The sequence below is a fragment of the Bartonella sp. AC329YNZD genome (assembly GCF_042196685.1).
Classification (GTDB): Bacteria; Pseudomonadota; Alphaproteobacteria; order Rhizobiales; family Rhizobiaceae; genus Bartonella.
Genome location: NZ_JBHIQS010000001.1, coordinates 150,677 through 174,626 on the forward strand (window position 1 = coordinate 150,677; position 23,950 = coordinate 174,626).

15 protein-coding genes and 2 pseudogenes are annotated in these 23,950 nt (G+C 37.1%); 11 read left to right on the forward strand and 6 right to left on the reverse strand.

Annotated elements, in window-relative coordinates; translation table 11 throughout:
• Window positions 1-540: 540 nt before the first annotated feature.
• The 3 genes from carB (at window position 541) to ACFIMW_RS00650 (ending at window position 6,015) form a co-directional block, all read left to right on the forward strand.
• The gene (gene carB, locus ACFIMW_RS00640) at window positions 541-4,026 is read left to right on the forward strand and encodes a carbamoyl-phosphate synthase large subunit (RefSeq protein ID WP_375607744.1); all 3,486 of its coding nucleotides are present in this window, start codon (window positions 541-543) and stop codon (window positions 4,024-4,026) included.
• Window positions 4,027-4,284: 258 nt separating this feature from the next.
• Entirely contained in the window at window positions 4,285-4,494 is a 210-nt protein-coding gene (locus tag ACFIMW_RS00645; protein ID WP_100128310.1) for a cold-shock protein, read from the forward strand.
• Window positions 4,495-4,812: 318 nt separating this feature from the next.
• Window positions 4,813-6,015, forward strand: coding sequence for a pyridoxal phosphate-dependent aminotransferase (locus ACFIMW_RS00650; RefSeq protein WP_375607745.1), 1,203 nt, complete (start codon window positions 4,813-4,815; stop codon window positions 6,013-6,015).
• A 2,053-nt stretch (window positions 6,016-8,068) separates the two neighbouring features.
• Here ACFIMW_RS00650 and ACFIMW_RS00655 read toward each other — a convergent pair.
• Window positions 8,069-8,974 carry a LysR family transcriptional regulator gene (locus ACFIMW_RS00655; RefSeq protein WP_375607746.1) on the reverse strand — a complete coding sequence of 302 codons (906 nt, stop codon included), beginning with the start codon at window positions 8,972-8,974 and terminating at the stop codon, window positions 8,069-8,071.
• A gap of 42 nt (window positions 8,975-9,016) precedes the next feature.
• Complete coding sequence (gene trxB / locus ACFIMW_RS00660) at window positions 9,017-9,973, reverse strand: thioredoxin-disulfide reductase (RefSeq protein ID WP_375606331.1); 957 nt, start codon at window positions 9,971-9,973, stop codon at window positions 9,017-9,019.
• Window positions 9,974-10,283: 310 nt separating this feature from the next.
• Here trxB and ACFIMW_RS00665 point away from each other — a divergent pair, with 310 nt between their 5' ends.
• Window positions 10,284-11,678: a TrkH family potassium uptake protein gene (locus ACFIMW_RS00665; RefSeq protein ID WP_375607747.1), complete on the forward strand. Its 1,395-nt coding sequence runs from the start codon at window positions 10,284-10,286 to the stop codon at window positions 11,676-11,678.
• Window positions 11,679-12,912: 1,234 nt separating this feature from the next.
• Here ACFIMW_RS00665 and ACFIMW_RS00670 read toward each other — a convergent pair.
• Together ACFIMW_RS00670 and greA are read right to left on the reverse strand one after the other, a co-directional pair.
• The gene (locus ACFIMW_RS00670; RefSeq protein ID WP_375607748.1) at window positions 12,913-13,971 is read right to left on the reverse strand and encodes a glycosyltransferase family 4 protein; all 1,059 of its coding nucleotides are present in this window, start codon (window positions 13,969-13,971) and stop codon (window positions 12,913-12,915) included.
• 17 nt (window positions 13,972-13,988) lie between these two features.
• Window positions 13,989-14,462, reverse strand: coding sequence for a transcription elongation factor GreA (gene greA, locus ACFIMW_RS00675; protein ID WP_375606334.1), 474 nt, complete (start codon window positions 14,460-14,462; stop codon window positions 13,989-13,991).
• A 336-nt stretch (window positions 14,463-14,798) separates the two neighbouring features.
• On the opposite strand from greA, the gene ACFIMW_RS00680 reads away from it, so the two are divergent.
• The 3 genes from ACFIMW_RS00680 to ACFIMW_RS00690 all read left to right on the forward strand — a co-directional run bounded on the left by ACFIMW_RS00680 (window position 14,799) and on the right by ACFIMW_RS00690 (window position 19,137).
• Window positions 14,799-15,113, forward strand: a complete 315-nt coding sequence (locus ACFIMW_RS00680; protein WP_375607749.1) for an SH3 domain-containing protein — start codon at window positions 14,799-14,801, stop codon at window positions 15,111-15,113.
• A 260-nt stretch (window positions 15,114-15,373) separates the two neighbouring features.
• Entirely contained in the window at window positions 15,374-17,683 is a 2,310-nt protein-coding gene (gene uvrB / locus ACFIMW_RS00685) for an excinuclease ABC subunit UvrB (RefSeq protein WP_375607751.1), read from the forward strand.
• Window positions 17,684-18,351: 668 nt separating this feature from the next.
• Window positions 18,352-19,137, forward strand: coding sequence for a BA14K family protein (locus tag ACFIMW_RS00690; RefSeq protein WP_375607752.1), 786 nt, complete (start codon window positions 18,352-18,354; stop codon window positions 19,135-19,137).
• A 68-nt stretch (window positions 19,138-19,205) separates the two neighbouring features.
• Here ACFIMW_RS00690 and ACFIMW_RS00695 read toward each other — a convergent pair.
• Window positions 19,206-19,517 (reverse strand): annotated as a pseudogene (locus ACFIMW_RS00695) (MBL fold metallo-hydrolase); the annotation flags it as partial.
• Window positions 19,518-19,521: 4 nt separating this feature from the next.
• On the opposite strand from ACFIMW_RS00695, the pseudogene ACFIMW_RS00700 reads away from it, so the two are divergent.
• Window positions 19,522-19,920: pseudogene (locus tag ACFIMW_RS00700) on the forward strand (sensor histidine kinase); the annotation flags it as partial.
• A gap of 482 nt (window positions 19,921-20,402) precedes the next feature.
• The gene (locus ACFIMW_RS00705; RefSeq protein WP_375607753.1) at window positions 20,403-21,026 is read left to right on the forward strand and encodes a BA14K family protein; all 624 of its coding nucleotides are present in this window, start codon (window positions 20,403-20,405) and stop codon (window positions 21,024-21,026) included.
• A gap of 67 nt (window positions 21,027-21,093) precedes the next feature.
• Here ACFIMW_RS00705 and ACFIMW_RS00710 read toward each other — a convergent pair whose 3' ends face one another.
• On the reverse strand, window positions 21,094-21,744 hold the full coding sequence (locus ACFIMW_RS00710) for an MBL fold metallo-hydrolase (protein ID WP_375606477.1): 651 nt from the start codon (window positions 21,742-21,744) through the stop codon (window positions 21,094-21,096).
• 144 nt (window positions 21,745-21,888) lie between these two features.
• On the opposite strand from ACFIMW_RS00710, the gene ACFIMW_RS00715 reads away from it, so the two are divergent.
• Both ACFIMW_RS00715 and ACFIMW_RS00720 read left to right on the forward strand, forming a co-directional pair.
• Window positions 21,889-22,593, forward strand: a complete 705-nt coding sequence (locus tag ACFIMW_RS00715) for a response regulator (protein ID WP_375606339.1) — start codon at window positions 21,889-21,891, stop codon at window positions 22,591-22,593.
• 8 nt (window positions 22,594-22,601) lie between these two features.
• Window positions 22,602-23,942 (forward strand): ATP-binding protein, encoded by a 1,341-nt coding sequence (locus ACFIMW_RS00720; RefSeq protein WP_375607754.1) that lies wholly within the window; start codon window positions 22,602-22,604, stop codon window positions 23,940-23,942.
• Window positions 23,943-23,950 lie beyond the last annotated feature (8 nt).

Sequence of the window (23,950 nt, forward strand, 5' to 3'; positions counted from 1 at the left end):
CTTTCTAGCCTAAAGAATCAAGTCTTCAACCAGAGTTGATTTATCAACAATCTAACTTTTTGTTTAATATATCCCAACCGCAACTATTTTATAGGATTCAGTTCATAAGTCTACAAACAAATCCTACACTAAATTTTATCACATACTCCAACCAAAACAACTAATATGTAATTTTCATGCTCTATACCACCTCTCTAAATGTTAGTATTTTACGGGATAACAAGATAAGATTTCTATTTCATTTTACGAAACTCTATTGAACCATAAATAATGGCTTATATTTCATTTCCCACAGTATACTTGAATATTCTCGTTTTTTGGAAAACTACTACTTTTTATCAAATATCATACTTTTTATATACTGATTGGATAACTCAAACAAAAAAAGAATTTTATCTTCAATTTGATGAAAAAAAGCATGGAAAAGACATTTTAGTGCTTACTTTCTTTGTCACTTAACTTATAAAATGACTGTAGCCTCAAAACGGAAATATTTTGCCTGCCACAATCATGCACGGATATTTGTTATAGGAAAAAGCCATGCCCAAACGTACAGATATAAAATCTATTCTTATCATAGGAGCAGGACCTATTATCATTGGTCAGGCATGCGAATTTGACTATTCAGGTACACAAGCTTGTAAAGCATTAAAAGAAGAGGGTTACCGAATTATTTTGGTCAATTCTAATCCTGCTACAATTATGACAGATCCAAATCTAGCTGATGCAACTTATATAGAGCCCATTACTCCTGAAATCGTTGCCAAAATTATTGCCCATGAACGTCCCGATGCCCTTTTACCCACTATGGGAGGACAAACTGCCCTCAACACCGCTTTATCATTAAAACGTATGGGTGTTTTAGACCGTTATAATGTTGAAATGATAGGAGCCAATGCCGATGCTATTGATAAAGCAGAAGACCGTGCTTTATTTCGCCAAGCGATGACAAAAATTGGTTTGGAAACACCACGTTCTATGTTAGCCAATGCAACAGAACTGAAAGAAGAAAATCGTCGACAGCACGCAAAAACGCGTACTGAACTTAAAGAAAAACTTTCTGGTGCTGCGCTTGACAAAGCACTTGAAGAACTTGAGCGCAACTGGCGATATACCGAAGCTGATCGCAAACAACATTATATTGCCCATGCAACAGCAAAAGCAGTTCAAGCTCTTGATATTGTTGGGCTTCCAGCTATTATTCGCCCTTCATTCACCCTTGGTGGGACTGGCGGTGGAATCGCTTACAACCGCTCTGAATTTTATGAAATTATTGAACGTGGTCTTGAAGCTTCACCGACAACAGAAGTATTGATTGAAGAAAGTGTTTTAGGGTGGAAAGAATATGAGATGGAAGTTGTTCGTGATAAGAACGACAACTGTATCATTGTTTGTTCTATTGAAAACATTGACCCAATGGGGATTCATACCGGTGATTCTATCACCGTAGCACCTGCTCTTACCTTAACCGATAAAGAGTATCAATGTATGCGCAATGCCTCGATTGCTGTCTTGCGTGAAATTGGTGTTGAAACGGGTGGATCCAATGTACAGTTTGCTGTCAATCCTGAAAATGGGCGCCTCATTGTTATTGAAATGAATCCGCGTGTTTCTCGCTCTTCAGCGCTTGCCTCAAAAGCAACAGGTTTTCCCATTGCCAAGGTAGCAGCTAAACTGGCTGTTGGTTACACACTTGATGAATTAAAAAATGATATAACAGATGGTGCAACACCAGCATCATTTGAGCCTTCTATTGACTATATTGTGACCAAAATTCCTCGTTTTGCTTTCGAAAAATTTCCTGGTTCATTACCTGTCCTCACGACTGCGATGAAATCTGTAGGAGAAGTCATGGCAATTGGACGTACTTTTCAAGAATCGTTGCAAAAAGCACTCCGTGGTCTTGAAACAGGACTCACTGGTCTTGATGAAATTATAATCCCTGAACATGCTGAAGGTGATGAAAAAAATTCTATACGCTCAGCCATTGCAATACCAAGCCCTGATCGTCTGCGCTACATTGCCCAAGCCATGCGCGCTGGCTTATCTTTAAATGAAATTCACCAAATCAGCAAAATTGACCCGTGGTTTTTAGAACAAATAGCCTCCATCATTGAAATGGAACAACGTATCCGCATCCATGGATTACCCCAAGACGCAAATAACCTACGTATGTTAAAAGCTATGGGCTTTTCAGATGCACGATTAGCCACCCTTACCGGACAAGAGCCTGATGACATTGCAGCTTTGCGCAAATCACTGAATGTTAAACAAGTCTTTAAAAGGATTGACACTTGTGCGGCTGAATTTTCTTCTCCTACAGCCTATATGTATTCAACATATGAAATTCCCTTTGCAGGTGTAGAACACTCAGAAGCATACATTTCTGCACGAAAAAAAATTGCTATTTTAGGCGGTGGACCAAACCGCATTGGGCAAGGTATTGAATTTGATTACTGTTGCTGTCATGCTGCTTTTGCACTACGTGATGCAGGCTTTGAAGCTATTATGATTAACTGCAATCCTGAAACAGTTTCAACCGACTATGACACCTCTGATCGCCTTTATTTTGAATCTTTAACAACAGAAGATGTTATCGCTATTTTAGAAGCAGAACAAGAAAAAGGCGAGTTGGTTGGAGTCATCGTCCAATTTGGCGGACAAACACCCTTGAAATTGGCAAGCGCTCTAGAAAAACACAACATCCCCATCCTAGGCACTTCACCTGACGCCATCGATTTAGCAGAAGATAGAAATCGCTTTCAAAAACTGTTATTTAAACTTAATTTAACACAACCTCAAAATGCTATTGCTCACTCTATCGAACAAGCGCGACTCATTGCCCATGAACTAGGATTCCCATTGGTTGTACGTCCCTCTTATGTTTTAGGAGGACGTGCTATGCAAATTATTCGCGATGAGCGTAGCTTGCAAAATTATTTGCTTGAAAGTGTTCCTGAATTAGTACCAGAAGAGATTAAAGCCCGTTATCCCAATGACAAAACAGAACAAATCAATATATTGCTTGGTAAAAATCCACTTCTCTTTGACACCTATCTAACAGAAGCGATTGAAGTAGATGTTGACTGTCTCTGTGATGGCAACGAAACACTAATCGTTGGTATTATGGAACATATTGAAGAAGCTGGTATCCACTCTGGTGATTCAGCTTGTTCTTTACCAGTCCATACGCTCTCAAATAAAATAGTCGCTGAATTAGAGCGTCAAACCAAAGCATTAGCACAAGCACTTCATGTTCGAGGCTTAATGAATGTACAATATGCCATTAAAGATGACACCATTTATGTCTTAGAAGTCAATCCCCGTGCTTCACGTACTATTCCATTTGTTGCAAAAACGATTGGTCGTCCTATTGCTAAAATGGCTGCACGTATTATGGCAGGAGAAACGCTTCACGATGCTCTTCAAGCTTATGGTGGATTACCTTCTTCGCAGAAAAAACAACATATTGCCGTCAAAGAAGCAGTGTTTCCTTTTGCTCGTTTTTCAGGTGTTGATACACTTCTGGGTCCAGAAATGCGCTCAACCGGTGAAGTTATGGGACTTGACTATGAGTTTGCGCTTGCTTTTGCTAAAGCGCAGCTTGGGGCTGGTGTAAAACTCCCTAAGGAGGGAACTTTATTCGTTTCTGTAAGAGATGAAGATAAAAAGCGCATCTTAAATCCTATAAAACGTTTAACAGAGCTTGGCTTTTCTGTTGTTGCCACAAGTGGAACACAAAAGTTTCTCACCGAACATCATGTTGAAGCAAAAAAAATCAACAAAGTTTTAGAGGGGCACCCACATATTGAAGATGCGATTCGTAATCGCCAAATTCAATTGATTTTTAATACAACCAGCACTGCCAGTGCCATCTCAGATTCCAAATCATTACGCTATGCAGCACTCATGCAAAATGTTCCCTATTATACAACAATAGCGGGAGCCGAAGCCGTCGTAGAAGCGATCAAAGCAATCAAGAAAAAGCGCCTTGAAGTACGTTCCTTACAAAGTTATTTCAGTTAAAGTTCTTGCTATGTGGAAAAGCATACGCCTTTTGATACTCTTTCTCGATTTTTTCTTTGTACAAAAAATAGCAATTAAAGCTTGCTTTTTATTATAAAGGCTCTTATATGAGTTTTATCGAATTTTCGGTTACGTGACTTTCTTTCCTGTGCTTTCTGCACTTTTGACGAAACTTCTCCCACCTAATTTCGATCTAAAACCGTATTGAAGAATTATAGCTTCAGTACACAATATAATTATATATCTAAGGAGTTTCCTATGTCTACAGGAACAGTTAAGTGGTTTAATACAACAAAAGGTTTTGGATTCATTCAACCTAGTGATGGAAGTGCAGATGTATTTGTACACATTTCCGCCGTTGAGCGTTCTGGTCTAAGTAATCTTAATGAAGGGCAAAAAATTTCTTATGATGTTCTTCAAGATCGTCGTTCAGGAAAATTTGCCGCTGGCAACCTTGCAGCCCTTTAAAAGTTAAATTCTGCAATATTTTATTTAAAAATCTTCGTCGTTATAGGCGAAGATTTTTTTATTTTGTATAAAGCATAATTTTATCTTGTAAAAATAAAAGACTTCTTGTCTCCTTTGCACAATTTATCAAACCTCCTCTATCTTTCCTCTAAATCTTTCATAAAACCTAAGAAGAAATGACCTTGCAAAAATCTCAAAAAAGAAGAATATAAAGCCTATGTAAGAGTATTGTGGAAGTTTTTTATTGCATACAATATAATCTCTTATAAAATATTCTTAAAGCAATAATCATTTGATATAATATAAGGATTTTAAATTATGGCTTTTATTGCCGACAAGCTGTCTCGTATCAAACCTTCTGCAACAATTGCGGCTTCCCAAAAGGCTCGCTATTTAAAAACATTAGGGCGCAATGTTATTGCTTTAAGTGCTGGAGAGCCAGACTTTGATACCCCAGACAACATCAAAAACGCGGCTATTGAAGCTATTCGAAGGGGAGAAACAAAATACCCTCCCATATCTGGAATTCCAGAATTGCGCCAAGCAATTTCTGCAAAATTTAAAAGAGAAAATAACCTTCTTTACCAACCAGAACAAATTATTGTTGGTACTGGTGGAAAACAAATTCTCTTTAATGCATTTATGGCAACTTTAAATAAAGGAGATGAAGTCATCATTCCATCTCCTTATTGGGTTAGTTATCCAGAAATGGTCACACTTAACGATGGTACGCCTGTCTTTTTAGAAACAAAAGCGGAATTTTCTTATAAACTCCAACCACAAGAGCTAGAAGCTGCCATTACCCCAAAAACCAAATGGTTTATCTTTAACTCTCCTTCAAATCCATCAGGTGCCGCTTATACATATAATGAACTGAAAAAACTCACCGATGTTTTAGTAAAATATCCTCATGTATATATTCTCACTGACGATATATATGAACATCTCACGTATGAGGGTTTTACCTTTGTTACTCCAGCTCAAGTAGAACCAGCGCTTTATGATCGCACACTCACAATGAATGGTGTTTCTAAAGCCTATGCGATGACGGGCTGGAGAATCGGTTATGCAGGCGGACCACAAGAACTCATTAAAGCTATGGATACCATTCAAGGCCAGCAAACATCTGGCACGAGTGTTATTTCACAATGGGCTGCAGTTGAAGCTCTCAATGGACCACAAGACTTTATCACTAAAAATAAAAGTATTTTTCAAGCACGCCGTGATCTCGTTGTTTCCATGTTAAACCAAGCTCCTGGCATTCACTGTCCAACACCCGAAGGTGCTTTTTATGTTTATCCTTCTTGCAAAGGACTTATTGGTAAGAAAACACCTAACGGTCAATGTATTATGAATGATGAAGACTTTGTCATAGCGCTTCTAGAAACAGAGGCTGTTGCTGTCGTCCAAGGGTCTGCTTTTGGACTTGGATTAACTTTTCGTATTTCTTATGCAACATCAGAAAAACTTCTTGAAGAAGCTTGCTTACGTATCCAGCGCTTTTGCAACAGTTTAATTTAAAGTTTTTAACATCATTTCTTGTGATTGTTTTTCTGCCGAATGTCAGTATATCTGGGAAAATATTGGAAACTGTATCATGGGACAAGCCAATCGATTCAGCAAAAACATCCGTTAATAAACACAGTACAAAAATGGAGGCGGCAAGTAAAAATCAAAAAAATTCAACTACCCAATAAGTAAATCGATCTATTGTCATAAGAGATGAAAAACCTATTTGGGGCTTCCTTTACCAAGAACAAAAATTTCGAGCTTATTAGGAATAATCTGAACTTAAAAGTTGATTTATTTACTCCCCTCATTAGGAAGTACGATGCATTATACTCTGTTGTTATAAATGTGCGATCAAAAACTGAATTTTAGATGAGCCTCAAATGTTATAAATCCATTTATTTTAATTTATAGGTAAGAGCATCCTCCTAACGAATTTTAGTTGAATCATAATCAATGTTTTTTCCAGATACAAAGGGAATTTGTAGAAAATTGGTATCTTGATACATAAAAAATTTAATTGTTTTTTATAGTTTTTGAACACATATATACATATATCACATGACAGATTATCAACCAAAACATCTCCAGCAGAGTTTATATTATATAATATTTTCCCCAAAACCTGAAAATCTGTTGAAGTCTTTTATCCTCCTATGGAATGAACTGATTTAAATTTTGCATCTTTTTATTTTCTCCAAGTGGAATACAAATCATACTGTATTTTATAATTACGTTAAGTTATAATAAGTGATATATAAAGAGATAAGTAATTATAATAATTCATTGATTTTAACTTGAATTATCTCTCCTAGAGAGATTCTCTTATTTCAAATCTGTTCATCTAAGACCAATCAAAATCGTGTTCTTGCATATCACAAGCAGAGTTGGTGTGTGGATAAAAACACTTTAAAAAGAATAAAAATAACTCCATATCTCAAATGCAAGAATTACGCAACTATTGAACGCTGATAAATAATAATACCAAACATGCTTCTTCATGAGTATAACAATAGTTGTAAAAAATAAATCATATACTCTTCACATATACCGTTGTGAAATAGCGAATACTGAAAAATATCGCTGAAAGAAGCGTGTGAATTGATAAATTTTTTCTTTTCTATTTAATTGATAACTCTAAAGAAGACCTAGTATTTTTAAACATAATCGCTCTTATAATTAAGTGGCCCTTACAATTAAACATTTTCTATTTTTCGCCTTCCTCTTCACCCTAAAACGAAGAAGAATCTACCTCCTGCCGTTGTATAAATAGTCTAATCTCTCTTAATGGTTCTACCTACTAATCACTTGATTTACTTCATGGGATTTACGAGTCCCTATCTTAAATATTCACCTCACATTCTCATAAAAAGCGCTTCATATATAAAAATTTACATACCTTATATCAGGTCCTAAAGACAATGTTTATGGCGTAATAGAACAAATCTCTCTCAAATTCCTCATTGAACTCTAGTATACTTAAAAAAAATTATTGAATATCCATAAGTTTTAAAATTTTTTCCTTATCATCTTCCCCTGTATGCAATTTCTAGGAGCTCTTCTAAAAATAAAAAAAAGCCGGACAAATGCCCGGCAAATTTGGAAAATCCTCAGAGATTAAATCAATCTGACAGATCTTCGTAAGGGAACACTCAAGAAAATGCAATGGGAGGCAACATAATCAAGAGATAGCATTCTATGTCATTTTATAAGAAAAAGCACAATAAAGACTTAAGCGTATCTGCTATGCAATAAACACATAGCTTTAAATTTTTCTCAATCGTGTAGCACTCTCTTTCATTAAATATACAAAATGTAAGCTACACTATTATATGATTGTCTGGTTTCCAATATTGTGACAGCCTTTACATTTGAGAACGTTCATAAAAGACATTTTATCCCTTTCTTCAAAAATGTTTATTCCATACGGACGGACTCTCTCCATTTGTCGCATGCAGCGAATGGTTTAATTGATTCGATATAAGCAAATTTGAAACGAAAGAATATTACGGGAGTCTCAAGTTGCAAAATAGCTAATTGTCCCTTATAAATTAAGATATTAATATTAAAAAGACCACTGACGAGCTTTTAAAAAAATATAATCTCGAAAAGCATTTAACCTTGCCAAATTCTTTAAATTATAAGGATAACAAAAAAAAGTATCAAAAGAAGGAATATCAACCATATCAGGAAAAAGACGCACTAAATGCTCATCATTATTGACGATATAATCAGGAAGCACAGCAATCCCAAGATCACGCATAAGCGCATTCTTTATTGAGATGATATTGTTGATTTGTAGAACTGAAACGCGCAATGATCCATCACTTCTACCAGCCTTTTCCAACCAATTTAAACCAGACAAATAAGGTGGAACCGGTTCACCGAACGAAATAATACGATGCTCATCGAGATCAGACAATTTTTCCGGCTTTCCATAATTTGCAATATACTTTTCCGAAGCATAAACATGCATATGAATTGTAAAGAGTTTTCTTTGTATAAGATCAGGTTGTTTGGGTTGATGTAAGCGAACAGCACAATCCGCATGACACATTGTCAAATCAAGCTCTTCATCGGAAAGCAAAAGCTGAACCTGCATATCAGGATAAAGACTAAGAAATTCTGGCATACGCTCTGCAATCCACCCTGCCCCCATTCCAAAGGTCGAGGTCACACGCAAGTGCCCCGTTGGTTTTGCATAGCTTTCACTTAATTGCAAACGCACACTTTCAAGCTTCATCAAAACATCATGAGCTGTACGATAAAGAGTTTCTCCTTGTTCTGTAAGAATCAAACCACGCGCATGACGTTGAAATAAGGATACCCCAACCTCTTGTTCTAAAGCCGAAACCTGTCGTGAAACGGCTGATTGAGATAAATGAAGTTTTTGAGAAGCATGCGTAAAAGATCCCGCTTCTGCTGCAGCGTGAAAAACCCTTAACTTATCCCAATCCAACGGTGGCGCCACAATTAATTTTACCTCTATATTCTCTATGTTCTCAATGGGTGACTAACGCTTGAGTATATCCAAAAACCGTTCTGCTTCCAACGCTGCCATACATCCTCTTCCCGCAGCTGTTACAGCTTGGCGGAATGTTTCATCTGTCACATCCCCAGCAGCAAAAACACCAGCAATGCTTGTTGCTGTTGAGTCCGGTGCTGTCCATAAATAGCCACTTTGTTTTTGTTTCAGCTGTCCTTCAAACAGAGAAACAGCAGGATCATGCCCAATGGCAATAAATATGCCCTCTGCATTCACTTTCATCTCGTGACCTGTCTTAACATTTTTCAGACGTGCCCCTGTTACAACAGCGCCCATTGAATCTTGAGCGGGTAGCCCCAAAATTTCTTCGACCACATGATCCCAAAGAACACGTACATTATTACAAGCTAGCAACCTATCTTGCAAAATTTTTTCTGCCCGAAACTGCCCCCGCCTGTGAACCACGCTTACACTTTTAGCCAAATGCGATAAATAAAGTGCTTCTTCAACAGCCGTATTTCCTCCTCCCACGACAATAACGTCCTTATCACGATAAAAAAAGCCATCACATGTCGCACAAGCGGAAACACCTCCGCCCATAAAGGTCTGTTCACTTTCTAAACCAAGCCAGCGCGCTTGAGCTCCTGTTGCAATAATCAGTGCATCACAAGAATATTGTGTTCCTGAATCCCCATATAAAACAAAAGGATACTTCAACAAATCAGCCTTTATAATTGTATCATAGACAATTTTTGTCCCCATATTCTCAGCTTGTTTTGCCATTTGCTCCATCAACCATGGTCCTTGAATGGGATCTGCAAAACCTGGATAATTCTCAACATCAGTTGTAATTGTTAATTGCCCACCCTGCTGCAAGCCCGTCACCAAAACCGGCTTAAGCATTGCTCTTGCTGCATAGATCGCCGCTGTATAACCAGCCGGACCTGAGCCAATAATCAGCAGACGAATATGAGATTGTACCATTAAATCCCCTTCACTTTATTATAAATTAATTATTCTATAAATGATAACGGAATGCAGCCTTTTAAAAAAATATTTTTCAAGAGCCCTAATTATGTTATGTATACTTCTTTTCAAGTTTTATGAAAAGGTCTGATTACCAATTCATCAAGGCGCGCTAATGTTAAGAATTAATCCTTATCCTATAAAGAGAAAAATGTAACTTCTTATGAGCACAAAACCATAATAAAAAGAGATACAAAGATAGGGAACGATCATTTTTCAATTTATTATCAATGTCTGTGCACGTTTTGCCTTAATCATGGGAGGAGCAATGCTTTTGCCAATTTTTGTGGATTTGCACGACAACAATCGTAATTGGATAAGCTTTCTCTATTCTTGTGCCATAACCACCATGTTAGCAACGCTGATTCTTTTAGCAACTAAGGGGGCTACTTGTCGTTTTTCAGCACGCCTTGGTTTTATGCTCACTGTGTGTCTTTGGCTCACAGGAAGCATCGTGGGTGCCTTACCTCTTTATCTTTCCCCTCTACCCATTTCTCTAGCAGGTGCCATCTTTGAATCTGTCTCTGGAATTACAACAACAGGCTCTACAGTCCTTTCGGGTCTTGATAATTTGTCGCGAAGTATTTTGTTATGGCGTTCTATCATATGCTGGATTGGAGGCATCGGTTTTATCGGTTTAGCCCTCTTGATTTTGCCTTCACTGCGTGTGGGGGGAGTACGACTTTTTCATATGGAATCATCTGATAAATCTGAAAAAATATTGCCTCGCATCAACCAAATTGCTAATGGAATTATCATAGCTTATGTTGGTCTCACATTGGCTTGTATGCTTTCTTATTTTGCTGCAGGCATGAATTTATTTGATGCCATTAACCATGCAATGAGTACAGTAGCAACTGCTGGTTTTTCGACTCACGATGCTTCTTTTGGCTATTTTTCTAATACACCAGCTATCTTAATTATCTCAACAATCTTCATGTTGCTTTCTGCTTTACCCTTCGTCCTTTATGTTAAATTAGTTCTTCCTGGACACTCCAAACGCTTCCTTGATCCACAAGTAATTGTTTTTCTCCATATCGTTCTCCTTTTCAGCTTTGCTTTAGCAGTGTGGCTACGGTTTCATGATCATCGCGCTTTCCATTTGGTTTTTCTTGATGCCATTTTTCACCTTTCATCCATTATTAGTACCACAGGTTACAGTGCTGAAGATTATCAACTTTGGGGCCCCTTTGCGCTTGGAATTTTCTTTATTGTTTCTTTTACAGGTGGGTGTGCTGGTTCTACTTCTGGTGGTATGAAAATCAATCGCCTTATTATTCTTTGGCGTATTACACAAACAAATATACAAAAACTTCTTTCTCCTAATGTTGTCGTAAAAGCTCGCTATGATCACTCAAATATATCAAACGATGTTGCTCAAGCCGTTTTATTTTTTGTATGTCTTTATATGTTCTGCCTTGTTATCGGCACTGCACTTTTGCTTACAACCGGTCTTGACTTTACCTCTGCCTTTACAGGTGTCTTAACCGCACTTTCAAATGTTGGTCCAGGCTTTGGAGATATCATTGGCCCTGCAGGTAATTTCTCTACAATCAATGATAATGCTTTATGGATTTTAAGTTTTCTAATGTTAGCTGGACGCCTTGAAATCATAACAATATTCGTCCTTTTTATTCCCGCTTTCTGGCGTGAACAATTTTAATGCATAGAGTATTTTATGCTACCATGATAAAAAATTTACAAGATAAAAAGGCGAGAACAGTATGCGTCATAATATTCACCCCTCACCCAATCTACTGAAGATTTCCTAAAATTTCATACAAAACATCATATCAATGATATAAAAATAATTCAACAAAAACAATCAAATACCAATACTCTCAAAGCCATAACATATAAAACTTCACTTTATTGATCTTCTTTATCAAATAAAATGGACGCATAGAACATTCTTTTTTACGAATAATCCCTCATGCAAAAATATGAATATTTGCTGATAAAAGTGTTTTTTCTCTTTAATAGAACAACATCTTTATGGAAAATAGAATGCATGCTATTACAAATTTACAAGCTTGTTAAAAAACATCTCACAATACTCATCTTATTCATTTCACAACAATTCTTATGAAAGGTATAAGATCTAATTGGTCCCATCATTTTTACTTAAATAATAAAGTGCATGCCGAAACCACAACATAAGATACAATTAGCACCATCATATTATTTTTCTGCTGTTAATGTGCAACAGACTGCATTTCAGACAATTTATAAGAAATCTCTTTACACCTTTCTTAAATAGTTTTTATCCGCCACATGCTCTCTTCCAATTGTGACGTGCAAATGTATAGTTTTTATTGATTTTCTATAAACAGATTTAACATGGAAGAATCATACGATATTGAAAGTTCTTATTCAAATTGCAAAGATAAATTATTTATATGATATCAATATATTAATCAGAGCACATTTTGTTTATGAATTTCTACTACCCGAAAATATGTACAGCTATTTTATCCATGAAAATACTACAGAAAACCTCAAAAATTTTCTCTCATTTAAGATAAGAATTTTTTTGCTCTATATTTAAGTCTTACAAAACGTAATAATATTAGCATGACAGCGTTAAGATAGTGCATAAATCTCTAGACTTTAAAAGTTAAAGTATTATTTTCTCATTCTAAAATATTGCTGGAATTAAAATAATTCTTCTCTCTCCTCGTATGCTTTGTCATAAGCCATATATCGCTCTCAAACCTATAGATTTTTTAATCTTTGATCCCAAACTTTGAGAACTTCTTATAGCGTTATATGAAAGACATGATAATTTTTTTGAAATAACACTTAATATAATTGAGATGTTTTCTTGATGATCAAGAAAGACCTTTAAAGGAAACACTTTTTATCATTCCTCAAGAAGATTTTTGATATAATATATTTTAAAGTATTTTTTCCGCAAACAGTTCTTTGTAAATACTTCCAATCTCAATTGCCTCCTTTTCCAAAGGAAAGTGAGTACGAACATGGGTTAAAGCTTTCTTTCCGGCTGCTAATGTTTTTTCTACATCAGAAAAATAAAGTTCAATCGCTGCCGTTAAAGCCGAACCATCTCCTGCTTTTACAACCGTTCCTGTTTCTGCTACTACCAACTCTTTATAAGCTCCCGCATCACTCGTTACAACCGCAACCTGTGATGCCATTGCCTCTAATGGTGTTAAACCGAAACCTTCTGTACGAGAAGGTGCCACATAAAGTGATAAACGACGATACCATAAAGGTGTATCCAGAATCTCACCAAGAAAAATAATGCGATCATTCAGATCAGCCTTAGCAATCTTTTGGCGTAATTCTTTTTCAAAATGATAATGTTGTTCTGTCGTACGACCAGCAATAAGTGCTGTCCACTCAGGATAGTGGGGCAATAATGCTATCATAGCATCAACAAATAAATCTGTTCCCTTTGAGCTACGCACACGTCCAAAACATCCTACCGCATATTTTCCTGGAAATCCTGTTGAAGAAAAGTAATCATTAAGAGTCTGTGGTGGCGTAAAACGCCTTACATCCACCCCATGCATAATAACCTTGTGAGGCACTTCTAGATAAGCGCCCGTATGCGTACTGGTAGCAATAACTCTATCCATACGGCGAATCAACCATTTGGTAAAAGGCTTATGATGGCGTTGTGAAGCCGATGTGAATATAAGCCTCAGCTTCATTCGCAAGATATCGCGTAAAAAGATCCCACAAAGCATCTCAATATTGCGTCGTGCATGCCAAATACGAAATGATTTCCCTTTCGGACTTTTCCAAAGTCCGAAAAGGTCCCTAAAGGTAAGAGCAGGCAAGTTTTGTGGTAATCCAAATCCCAAAGTAGATATACGCACCCCCTGTTCGCGCTGTAGTGGAATAAGCTGAATAATCGTAGATGTCACTCCCGACAAACGCTTTTTTAAATGAGGCGCAATAACCTCAGTTTCTTCCAAAGAGATACGCATAATAATCCATATGTTATTTAGATGTACTGAACCTTAATGATCTCATAATTATGCGCACCACCTGGTGCATTCACCTCAATCACATCACCTTCTTGCTTGCCAATAAGTGCACGTGCGATAGGCGAAGAAATAGAGATTTTACCAATTTTTACATCAGCTTCTTGATCCCCTACAATCTGATACACTTTTTTTTCTTCAGTATCCTCATCCAAGAGTTTAATGGTTGCGCCAAATTTTATTTTGTCACCTGAAAGACGCGAGACATCTATCACTTCTGCTCGTGCGATATAATCTTCAAGCTCATTTATACGCCCCTCATTAAGACTTTGCGCTTCTTTAGCTGCATGATACTCGGCGTTTTCTGACAAATCACCATGTGCTCGCGCCTCAGAAATTGCTTCAATAATCCGCGGACGCTCCTGTTGTTGACGCCAACGCAACTCTTCTTTAAGACTTTCAAAACCAGCTGTAGTCATCGGAACTTTTTCCATAATCCGTCCCTTTCTATTACACGGAAAGTTTAATAAAAATACAAAAAACGGCTTCCAAAATTACTTTTGGAATCCGAAAACTACGATCTTTTTCATTATATAGTACAGTCTCTCTGTTTTCCATATAAAAATAAATAAAGGGAACAAAACATGCACCAATAGTGTTTAAAACATCTCATTTTGGTGTTTAAAATATTAAAATTCACTCTACTGCTGAGTCTCCTAAAGAAGAAAGAATTGTATTTTTTTCTGTTTTATCATAGTCTGGCAAAAGAAATCATATGTGATACGAAGAGAGAAGGATAGAAAATTACTAAAGAAGTTCTTTGCAGTAAAATGAAAAAAATCATAATTTTTTTTATGTTTGTTCCTTTCTTTTTAACTACAACGATATCCGAGGCAGCAGAGGCCTTTGTTACGAGAAATCTTAATTTTAGAGCAGGCCCCAGCACTCAGTATGCGCTTTGTGGCTTAATCTCTGCGGGGGAATTGGTCTTTGTCAAAAACTGTGAAGGAAACTGGTGCCATATCCGATATAACGCTCAAATGGGTTGGGTGTCATCTCGTTATCTTTCATTTAAAGATGGAAATGATCTTTATCACACATACACAATGCCTTTAGTGCCCAGACGTACCGATTATTCTCCATAACAGCCATAATAACTTATGCCCTCTTGAATATCATCATGGAAAAAATGCAATAGTGTCTATGAACAACCACAAATATGCTCCCTCCAAAGAAATACTTCGAAGAATTTGTCTCATAGAAAAAACTTGATCAAGATCCTAATGAAAGCTCCAATAAACCAAAACAAATCTGTTCAATAATGTTTTGCTGTTGTTGTAATGAAATTGTAAAAATTAGTATTTTCTTTAAAATCACCAGCACGCTTCTATCAAAGGATACAACAATGAAAAATGGTGTTACTGCAACAGTAGAAGCTCTTTCTGCTCTCATTGCTTCAGGTAATCCTCTTTTTAAGAATGGTGCATTATGGACACCTCACCGCCCTATTCGTCCTGAAAAATCTGAAGGTGGTATTCCATTTCAACTCGAAACATCTTTTAAACCAGCGGGAGATCAACCTCAAGCCATTAAAACTCTGGTTGAGGGAATTCAAAAAGATGAACGTACACAAGTGCTTTTGGGTGTTACCGGCTCAGGAAAAACCTATACAATGGCCAATATCATTGAAAAAACACAGCGTCCAGCTCTGATTTTAGCTCCAAATAAAACTTTAGCGGCACAGCTTTATGGAGAATTTAAAAGCTTTTTTCCTCACAATGCTGTCGAATATTTTGTTTCTTATTATGACTATTATCAACCAGAAGCCTATGTTGCACGCTCTGACACTTATATTGAAAAAGAGTCCTCTATTAATGAACAAATCGACCGGATGCGTCATGCTGCAACACGTGCCGTCTTAGAGCGTGATGATGTTATTATCGTCGCATCTGTCTCCTGCATCTACGGAATTGGTTCCGTAGAAACCTATACGGCTATGACCTTCGAAATAGAAAAAGGGGACAAACTCAATCAACGAAAACTCTTGGCTGATTTAGTCTCTCAACAGTATTATCGACAAGATATCAACTTCGTTCGTGGTTCCTTTCGTGTACGAGGGGATACAATCGAAATTTTCCCTGCCCACCTCGAAGATCGTGCTTGGCGTATTTCGCTCTTTGGCGATGAAGTGGAAACAATTACGGAATTTGATCCTCTCACCGGACAAAAAACAGGCGATCTTCAATCAATTAAAATTTATGCCAACTCACACTACGTAATACCACGCCCAACACTTAACCAAGCGATGAAATCTATCAAAATGGAACTCGTTCAACGCCTCGATGAGTTGAACGAAGCTGGGCGTCTTTTAGAAGCACAACGTTTAGAACAACGTACAGTTTTTGATTTGGAAATGTTGGAAACCACCGGTTCATGTCCGGGAATTGAAAATTATTCACGTTATTTAACAGGACGAAATCCCGGTGAACCACCCCCAACTTTATTCGAATATATTCCACTCAATTCTCTTGTTTTTATCGATGAAAGCCATGTAACCATTCCCCAAATTGGTGGTATGTACCGAGGTGATTTTCGCAGAAAAGCAACTTTAGCAGAATATGGTTTTCGCCTCCCTTCCTGTATGGACAACCGTCCTTTGCGCTTTGAAGAATGGGATGCCATGCGCCCACAAACAATTGCTGTCTCCGCAACACCTGGACGCTGGGAAATAGAACAATCCCATGGTATTTTTGCTGAACAAATCATTCGCCCAACAGGGCTTGTCGATCCAGAAACAGAAATTCGTCCAGCACGCACTCAAGTCGATGATGTTGTGAATGAAATTCGGAAAACAATTCAAAAGGGCTACCGTACATTGGTGACAGTTCTCACAAAGCGTATGGCCGAAAACTTAACTGAATATCTCCACGAACAAGGTATTCGTGTACGCTATATGCATTCCGACATTGATACATTAGAACGCATTGAAATTCTACGCGATCTTCGGCTTGGCACCTTTGATGTCCTCATCGGTATCAACTTGCTCCGAGAAGGCTTAGATATTCCAGAATGTGGTTTTGTTGCCATTCTAGATGCCGATAAAGAGGGCTTTTTGCGCTCTGAAACTTCCCTCATACAAACAATCGGACGTGCTGCACGTAACGTAGATGGCCGTGTTATCCTCTATGCAGATACGATCACTGGTTCCATAAAACGAGCCTTACAAGAGACACAAAGACGTCGACAAAAACAAATAGCCTATAATGAAGAACACCATATCACACCGAAAAGTATCAAAAAAAATATCGGAGATATTCTCAATTCAGGCTATGAGAACAACCATATTCGTACAAATATCCCTGATGTCATCGAGAAAAAAAATATGGTTGGCAACAATTTAGCATCTCATATTAAAAACCTCGAAAAATTAATGCATGAAGCAGCTGCTGATCTTAATTTTGAAGAAGCAGCACGCCTTCGCGATGAAATCAAACAATTACAAAAGATAGAACTAGAACTCGCGGAGAATCCCTTAACACATCATAGAGAACAATCCCCCCAAGAGCCCGTGTTACAACCAAGTCTTTTCTCCAAACCAGACCTTGCACACATGGGACCAACCATGGACACTGGTATTTTGGAAAATCAAAAAGGAAAATCTCGTAAAAACACCCCTAATCAAGCAACAATAAAACGAAAAAAACGCAATCAATGAAGGAGCAAGAAATTTCACACCGCCAAAACTAATCTTTAGCTCTTCTAAAAAAACTGACTATCGATGAAGAGCAAACAGTATTGCCCTAAAAATAGATAACAGCAAATATTAAAAATATTCCAATTTTTCTAAGACAACATAAGAGAGGATATTTTACAAAAAATGCCTAAACTTATTGACTTTTTAAAAAATCTTTCTTGTTCAACCTTATTATAAAAATCTTTAAAACTGTAAAAACTTCTAAAATATAAATAAATGCAGACAAATTTTAAAAAATATCTCCCATGAAACAAAATATTACTACAAATATATTATATTTATACAATTATACTATAATATATAATTTAATATTAATCATAATTATATAGTGATAAAACTATAGGATTTATTTATAAAATAGTTATTAAATTACATTAAATTAATTGATAGGAACAAATTATTCCCAAATAAATACTTTATACAACATAGTAAAAATCATCTACTACCAATACAATCTTATCAATTAAATACATTAAATTGAAATCAAAATTTTGTCAGTATCTATGATAGCTTTTACTAAATGGCTTATTTATTTGTTTTGTCACAATAAAGTCCCAAATTGTTCAGGCTCTATTCAGTTTGAAACGTGTAGGATGTGAAAAATACGAATTAACACAAGGAGCATCATTATGAAAAAAGTGATCAGGTTAGCGGTATTATCAGCAATGTCAACTGTGACCATTTTGATGCCGCTAAATGCAACGCTTGCGGATATGGCATGGAATCGTAGTGACTCTATCTCGAGAGAAATAGATGATATGATGAGGAAGATGCGTAAAGAAAGAGATGATGCGATAAGGGAAATAAGGAAGAGAGCTGATATTCTGCCTTGCGGTTTTTCTCACTCCCATTGTTCTGATAAAAAACGTGGCTTTTTTTCTGATGATTTCCAAAAGTTTGTTGATGATTTCCACAAGAGTTCTGATGACAACAAGAGAAGATTTAAAGCCAAACATGAAAGGTCTGTAGCCAAACATAGTAAGACGGAACAACAACAACATCATCATCACCACCACCACCATTATCATCATGTTGAAAACAAAACATATCATTACGTCGAGCGCAAAAAGACAAAACACAGTAATATTCATATAGACAACTCAGGAGATGCTTTAGCGGTGGGCATTCTTGGTCTTGCAACAGGTACAATTCTTGGTACAATTTTAAAAAAACCAGAACAGCCACAAGTGGTTTATCAAATAGTACCACAAAGTCAGGTAATTTATCAAAAAGTTCCGCAAAATCAAAGGGTTTATCAAGTGCAGCAAACGGTGGCATATGAGCCATTCCAGCAATCATTAGAATCTGATTGGCTTAACTATTGCAAGAAAAAATACCGTTCCTTTAACCCTAAAACAGGGACCTTTCGAGACCGTAATGGTTTGGAACACATTTGTTATGCCCCAATAAATTAACTTCTGTTGCGTCCTACTAAAAAAGTTTTAAATGGCAAAAAAACGCTTCAAAGCGTTTTTTTGTTTTCTCATATATTAAAATCTTGAAGAAAAGGATTATTTTGGCGCTCATAGTCTATACTACTTTTGGGATCATGCCCACAGATAAAACAAACATCATCGCCTAAGGGTAAAACTTTTTCTCGAAGGGATTTCATCAATTTTTCATAAGAACAGAAGGGGAAGTCCGTACGTCCAATAGAACCACGAAAGAGAACAACACCCAAGAAGGCTAAGCGCTCTTTCTCATTGAAATAAATAACATGACCAAGGGAATGCCCCAGTGTATGCAAAACCCTAAACTCATGTCCAGCAAAATACACACACTCACCATCTTCTAACTATATCGAACAACGCCCCATGATGCTTGCGGATGTAAGCCATGATTTAAGAACCATTCTCACCCGTTTTAAACTTCAGCTAACATTAGCAAATACTGACTTTGATATCAAGCCGCTTGAGCAAAATGTGAGCGACATGCAAAACATGTTAGAAGATTACCTTTCTTTTGCCCGTAGTGAAGAAAGTGAGTGTGTTAAAACTTTTGATTTAAATGCTCTTATGCAAAAATTCTCTACCGATGCACATCTTCACAAACGTCAATTTTCCTACACCATTGAAAGCCCTACACAAATACAAGCACGCCCACGTGCCTTCACGCGTCTCATCAGCAATCTTGTGTCAAATGCATTTTGTCATGCCAATACTGTCAAACTAACAGCCATATCCCAACAAGAATGTTTCCCATATATCAAAAAAAGTTCCCGCAATATATTATATTTATACAGTTATAATATGATATCGAACTCAATATTTAGCCTCACAAGAGAGTAGTGAAACAGGACTGTATTCAATCACACAAATAAGGTGAAATAAGGTTCTATCTTAGCACCATAAGCCTATAATAAAAAACGATAACTTTTATTCATACACCTATTGTTCAATTCATATTGTATCAAGCAATAAAAAAGTACTCATCAATAAATAATTTATAACCAATAGTAAAAAATCTGGTGCTCTAAATACAAGCTGCTTAATTAAGCTTAAGAAGAGTACATTAATTGAAATCAAAATTCTGTCATGATTTTATTTTATTGTATTGATAATAGTTTTAACTAAATGAATTTTTATTTTTTTGTCACAATAAAGTCCAAAATTGTTCAGTCTCTATTCAGTTTGAAACGTGTAGGATGTGAAAAATACGAATTGACACAAGGAGCATCATTATGAAAAAAGTGATCAGGTTAGCGGTATTATCAGCAATGTCTACTGTAACCGTTTTGATGCCATTAGATCCAACGCTTGCGGATATGGCATGGTATCATAACTATGATATGAGAAGGGAGGCTGGTTTACCGTCTCACAATTTTAGCTCCCATTTTTCTCATAGTGAACATCACTCTTTTGATAATCCCCACAAGCGTCATTATGTTAGCCATAAATGGGGAGCACAACAACACCATCATGTTGAACACAAGACATATCATTATGTCGAGCGCAAAAAGACAAAACACAGTAGTATTAATATAAATAACTCAGGAGAAGCTTTAGCAATGGGCATTCTTGCTCTTGCAGCAGGTGCACTTCTCGGCAAAATTTTTAAAAAACCAGAACAGCCACAAGTTGTTTATCAAACCGCACCACAGCATCAAATTGTATATCAACAGGTTCCACAAGAACAGATAATTTATGAAGCTCCGCAAACGGTGGAATATGAGCCAGTACAACAATCATTAGAATCTGATTGGCTTAACTATTGCAAGAAAAAATACCGTTCCTTCAACCCTAAAACAGGAACTTTCCGAGACCGTAAAGGCGTCGAACACCTTTGTTATGCCCCAATAAATTAACTTCTGTTCTGCCCTACTAAAAAGTTTTAAATGGCAAAAAAACGCTTCAAAGCGTTTTTTTGTTTGCTCATATATTAAAATCTTGAAGAAAAGGATTATTTTGGCGCTCATAGCCTATGCTACTTTTGGGACCATGCCCACAGATGAAACGAACATCGTTGCCTAAAGGTAAAACTTTTTCTCTAAGAGATTGCATCAATTTTTCATGGGAACAGAAGGGGAAGTCCGTACGTCCAATAGAGCCACGAAAAAGAACATCACCCAAGAGGGCTAAGCGCTCTTTTTCATTGAAATAAATAACATGACCAGGAGAATGCCCTGGTGTATGAAAAACCTTAAACACATGTCCAGCAAAATGAACGCACTCACCATCTTCTAACCATCGATCAGGAATACAAATGCAAGCATCAGTGATGCCATAATTTTTTGCGCTTTCGCTCACGGCATCCATCACAGGCTTATCATCGCGATGTGAACCGATAATTTTTACATTAAGCGCTTCTTTCACTTGCATTGCTGCTCCTACATGATCAAAATGACCATGTGTTATCCAAATAGCCTCAACGATAACACCATTCTTTTCGATTACGTCTTGAATCCGCGGCCAATCACCACCAGGATCAACGAGAACCCCCGTTTTACATTCACTATCAAAAAGCAAAGTGCAATTTTGTTGGAATGTCGTAACTGGAATAATATGTATATTAAGACTACCCATCATATCCTTTTCAAAAATAACTTTTTTCAATTTATAAATAAAACTTTCTCTCCTTTAAGGTAAAGGTGCTGCTCGACAGCTTTATACAACTTATGTAAACTTGCACTTTGTGTAAACTAAATTTTTATCAAGGTTTTTTTAAGAATGAGCAATCACGTTCAAGTTTTGTGTGACGATGCCCCTCACCTTCTTGTGATTGATGACGATACGCGTATTCGCAATCTTTTATTTCAGTTTCTCATTAAAAATGGATTTCGTGTTTCAGTTTCAGCCAATGCGAATGAAGCAAGACGACTGTTAGCAAGTTTAGATTTTGATCTTCTTATTGTTGATGTCATGATGCCTGGCGAAAACGGTATTGATCTCACTCATTCACTCCGCCAAACAAAAGATGTCCCTATTTTCATGTTAACAGCTTTATCAGAAATAGACAATCGTATCCGTGGATTAGAAGCAGGGGCAGATGATTATCTGGCTAAGCCGTTTGACCCTCGTGAACTTCTCCTTCGCATCAACGCCATTTTACGACGTGGTTTTCCCCTTAGCCAACCTAAAATTGAGCAAATCATTTTTGGTCCTTATATATTTTCAATTTCACGGCGCGAACTCAAAAAAAGAGGAGAAATTATTAAATTAACCGATAAAGAACAAGAAATGATGATCATTTTTGCCGAAAATGCAGGCGATACAATTCCGCGCCATAAATTCGCGACCGATGACAGCAATATAAGTGAACGTGCCATTGATGTACAAATCAACCGCCTTCGCCGTAAGATCGAAAAAAATCCAGCTCTTCCTATATGGCTCCAAACTGTGCGAGGAATAGGGTATAAACTCTCAATTGAATAGGCACAAGAATGTTCAAACCTTTAAGATTTTTTTTTCGATGGCTAACGAAAAAAATGCCTAAACGGCTTTATGCTCGTTCTTTGATCATTATTATTGCTCCCATGGTGCTTCTGCAAACGGTCATTGCTTACGTCTTTATGGAACGTCATTGGCAAATGGTAACCGAGCGTCTTTCAACTGCTGTCGTGCATGATATTTCAGCCATTATTGATATTATTGAAACATATCCACAACAAGATAACTATGAAGATATCAAGCGTATTGCACAACAACGTATGGGATTAAACATTTCTATTCTCTCTCCTGCCCCCTTACCCCCACCAGGACCTAAGCCATTTTTTGCAATTCTTGATTATTTTTTAAGCGAAGAAATCACCCGACAAATTAACCGTCCCTTCTGGATCGATACCGTAGGAGATTCTGATCTTGTTGAAATCCGTATCCACCTTGGCCACAACATCTTGCGTGTCTTCGCTCCGCGCAGCCAAGCCTATGCTTCCAATACCTCTATTTTTTTAAGCTGGATGGTAGGAACAGCTCTTGTTTTATTGTTGATAGCAATTTATTTCTTACGCAACCAAATAAAACCAATTCAACAACTCGCTGAAGCGGCTGAAAGTTTTGGGCGAGGTCGTCCCTTACCAAAAGGATTTCAACCACAAGGAGCTGATGAAGTCCGTCGTGCAGGCATCGCTTTTTTACGTATGCGAGAACGTATTGAACGCCAAATAGAACAACGCACCATGATGCTTTCAGGAGTAAGTCATGATTTAAGAACCATTCTTACACGTTTTAAACTTCAGTTAGCATTAGCAAATACTGGCTTTGATATTAAACCGCTTGAGCAAGATGTAAGTGATATGCAAAATATGTTAGAAGATTATCTTGCCTTTGCCCGTGGAGAAGGAAGTGAAAGTGTCAAGACTTTTGATTTAAATGCTCTTATGCAAAAATTCTCCACCGATGCTCATCTACACAAACGTCAATTTTCTTACACCATTGAAGGACCTACAGAGATACAAGTACGTCCCCGTGCTTTCACACGCTTGGTTAGCAATCTTGTATCAAATGCATTTTGTCACAGCACGACCGTTAAACTAACAGCCAATTCTCAACAAGAATCTTTTATATTGATAATCGACGATGATGGACCTGGAATTCATAAAAATATGCGTGCAGAAGTTTTTAAGCCATTTTTCAGAATTGATAAAGCACGAAATCAAGATGCAAGTGGAACAGGACTTGGTCTTTCTATTGCCCAAGACATAGCACGCAGCCATGGTGGCAATATACAATTAGACGAGAGCCCACTCGGGGGATTGCGCGCTATTCTTGATATCCCCCGATGAATCATATT

Coding starts and splice junctions, on each gene's coding strand:
- carB (WP_375607744.1), top strand. CDS start 541: ATGCCCAAACGTACAGATATAAAATCTATTCTTATCATAGGAGCAGGA.
- ACFIMW_RS00645 (WP_100128310.1), top strand. CDS start 4,285: ATGTCTACAGGAACAGTTAAGTGGTTTAATACAACAAAAGGTTTTGGA.
- ACFIMW_RS00650 (WP_375607745.1), top strand. CDS start 4,813: ATGGCTTTTATTGCCGACAAGCTGTCTCGTATCAAACCTTCTGCAACA.
- trxB (WP_375606331.1), bottom strand. CDS start 9,973: ATGGTACAATCTCATATTCGTCTGCTGATTATTGGCTCAGGTCCGGCT.
- ACFIMW_RS00665 (WP_375607747.1), top strand. CDS start 10,284: ATGCTTTTGCCAATTTTTGTGGATTTGCACGACAACAATCGTAATTGG.
- ACFIMW_RS00670 (WP_375607748.1), bottom strand. CDS start 13,971: ATGCGTATCTCTTTGGAAGAAACTGAGGTTATTGCGCCTCATTTAAAA.
- greA (WP_375606334.1), bottom strand. CDS start 14,462: ATGGAAAAAGTTCCGATGACTACAGCTGGTTTTGAAAGTCTTAAAGAA.
- ACFIMW_RS00680 (WP_375607749.1), top strand. CDS start 14,799: ATGAAAAAAATCATAATTTTTTTTATGTTTGTTCCTTTCTTTTTAACT.
- uvrB (WP_375607751.1), top strand. CDS start 15,374: ATGAAAAATGGTGTTACTGCAACAGTAGAAGCTCTTTCTGCTCTCATT.
- ACFIMW_RS00690 (WP_375607752.1), top strand. CDS start 18,352: ATGAAAAAAGTGATCAGGTTAGCGGTATTATCAGCAATGTCAACTGTG.
- ACFIMW_RS00705 (WP_375607753.1), top strand. CDS start 20,403: ATGAAAAAAGTGATCAGGTTAGCGGTATTATCAGCAATGTCTACTGTA.
- ACFIMW_RS00710 (WP_375606477.1), bottom strand. CDS start 21,744: ATGGGTAGTCTTAATATACATATTATTCCAGTTACGACATTCCAACAA.
- ACFIMW_RS00715 (WP_375606339.1), top strand. CDS start 21,889: ATGAGCAATCACGTTCAAGTTTTGTGTGACGATGCCCCTCACCTTCTT.
- ACFIMW_RS00720 (WP_375607754.1), top strand. CDS start 22,602: ATGTTCAAACCTTTAAGATTTTTTTTTCGATGGCTAACGAAAAAAATG.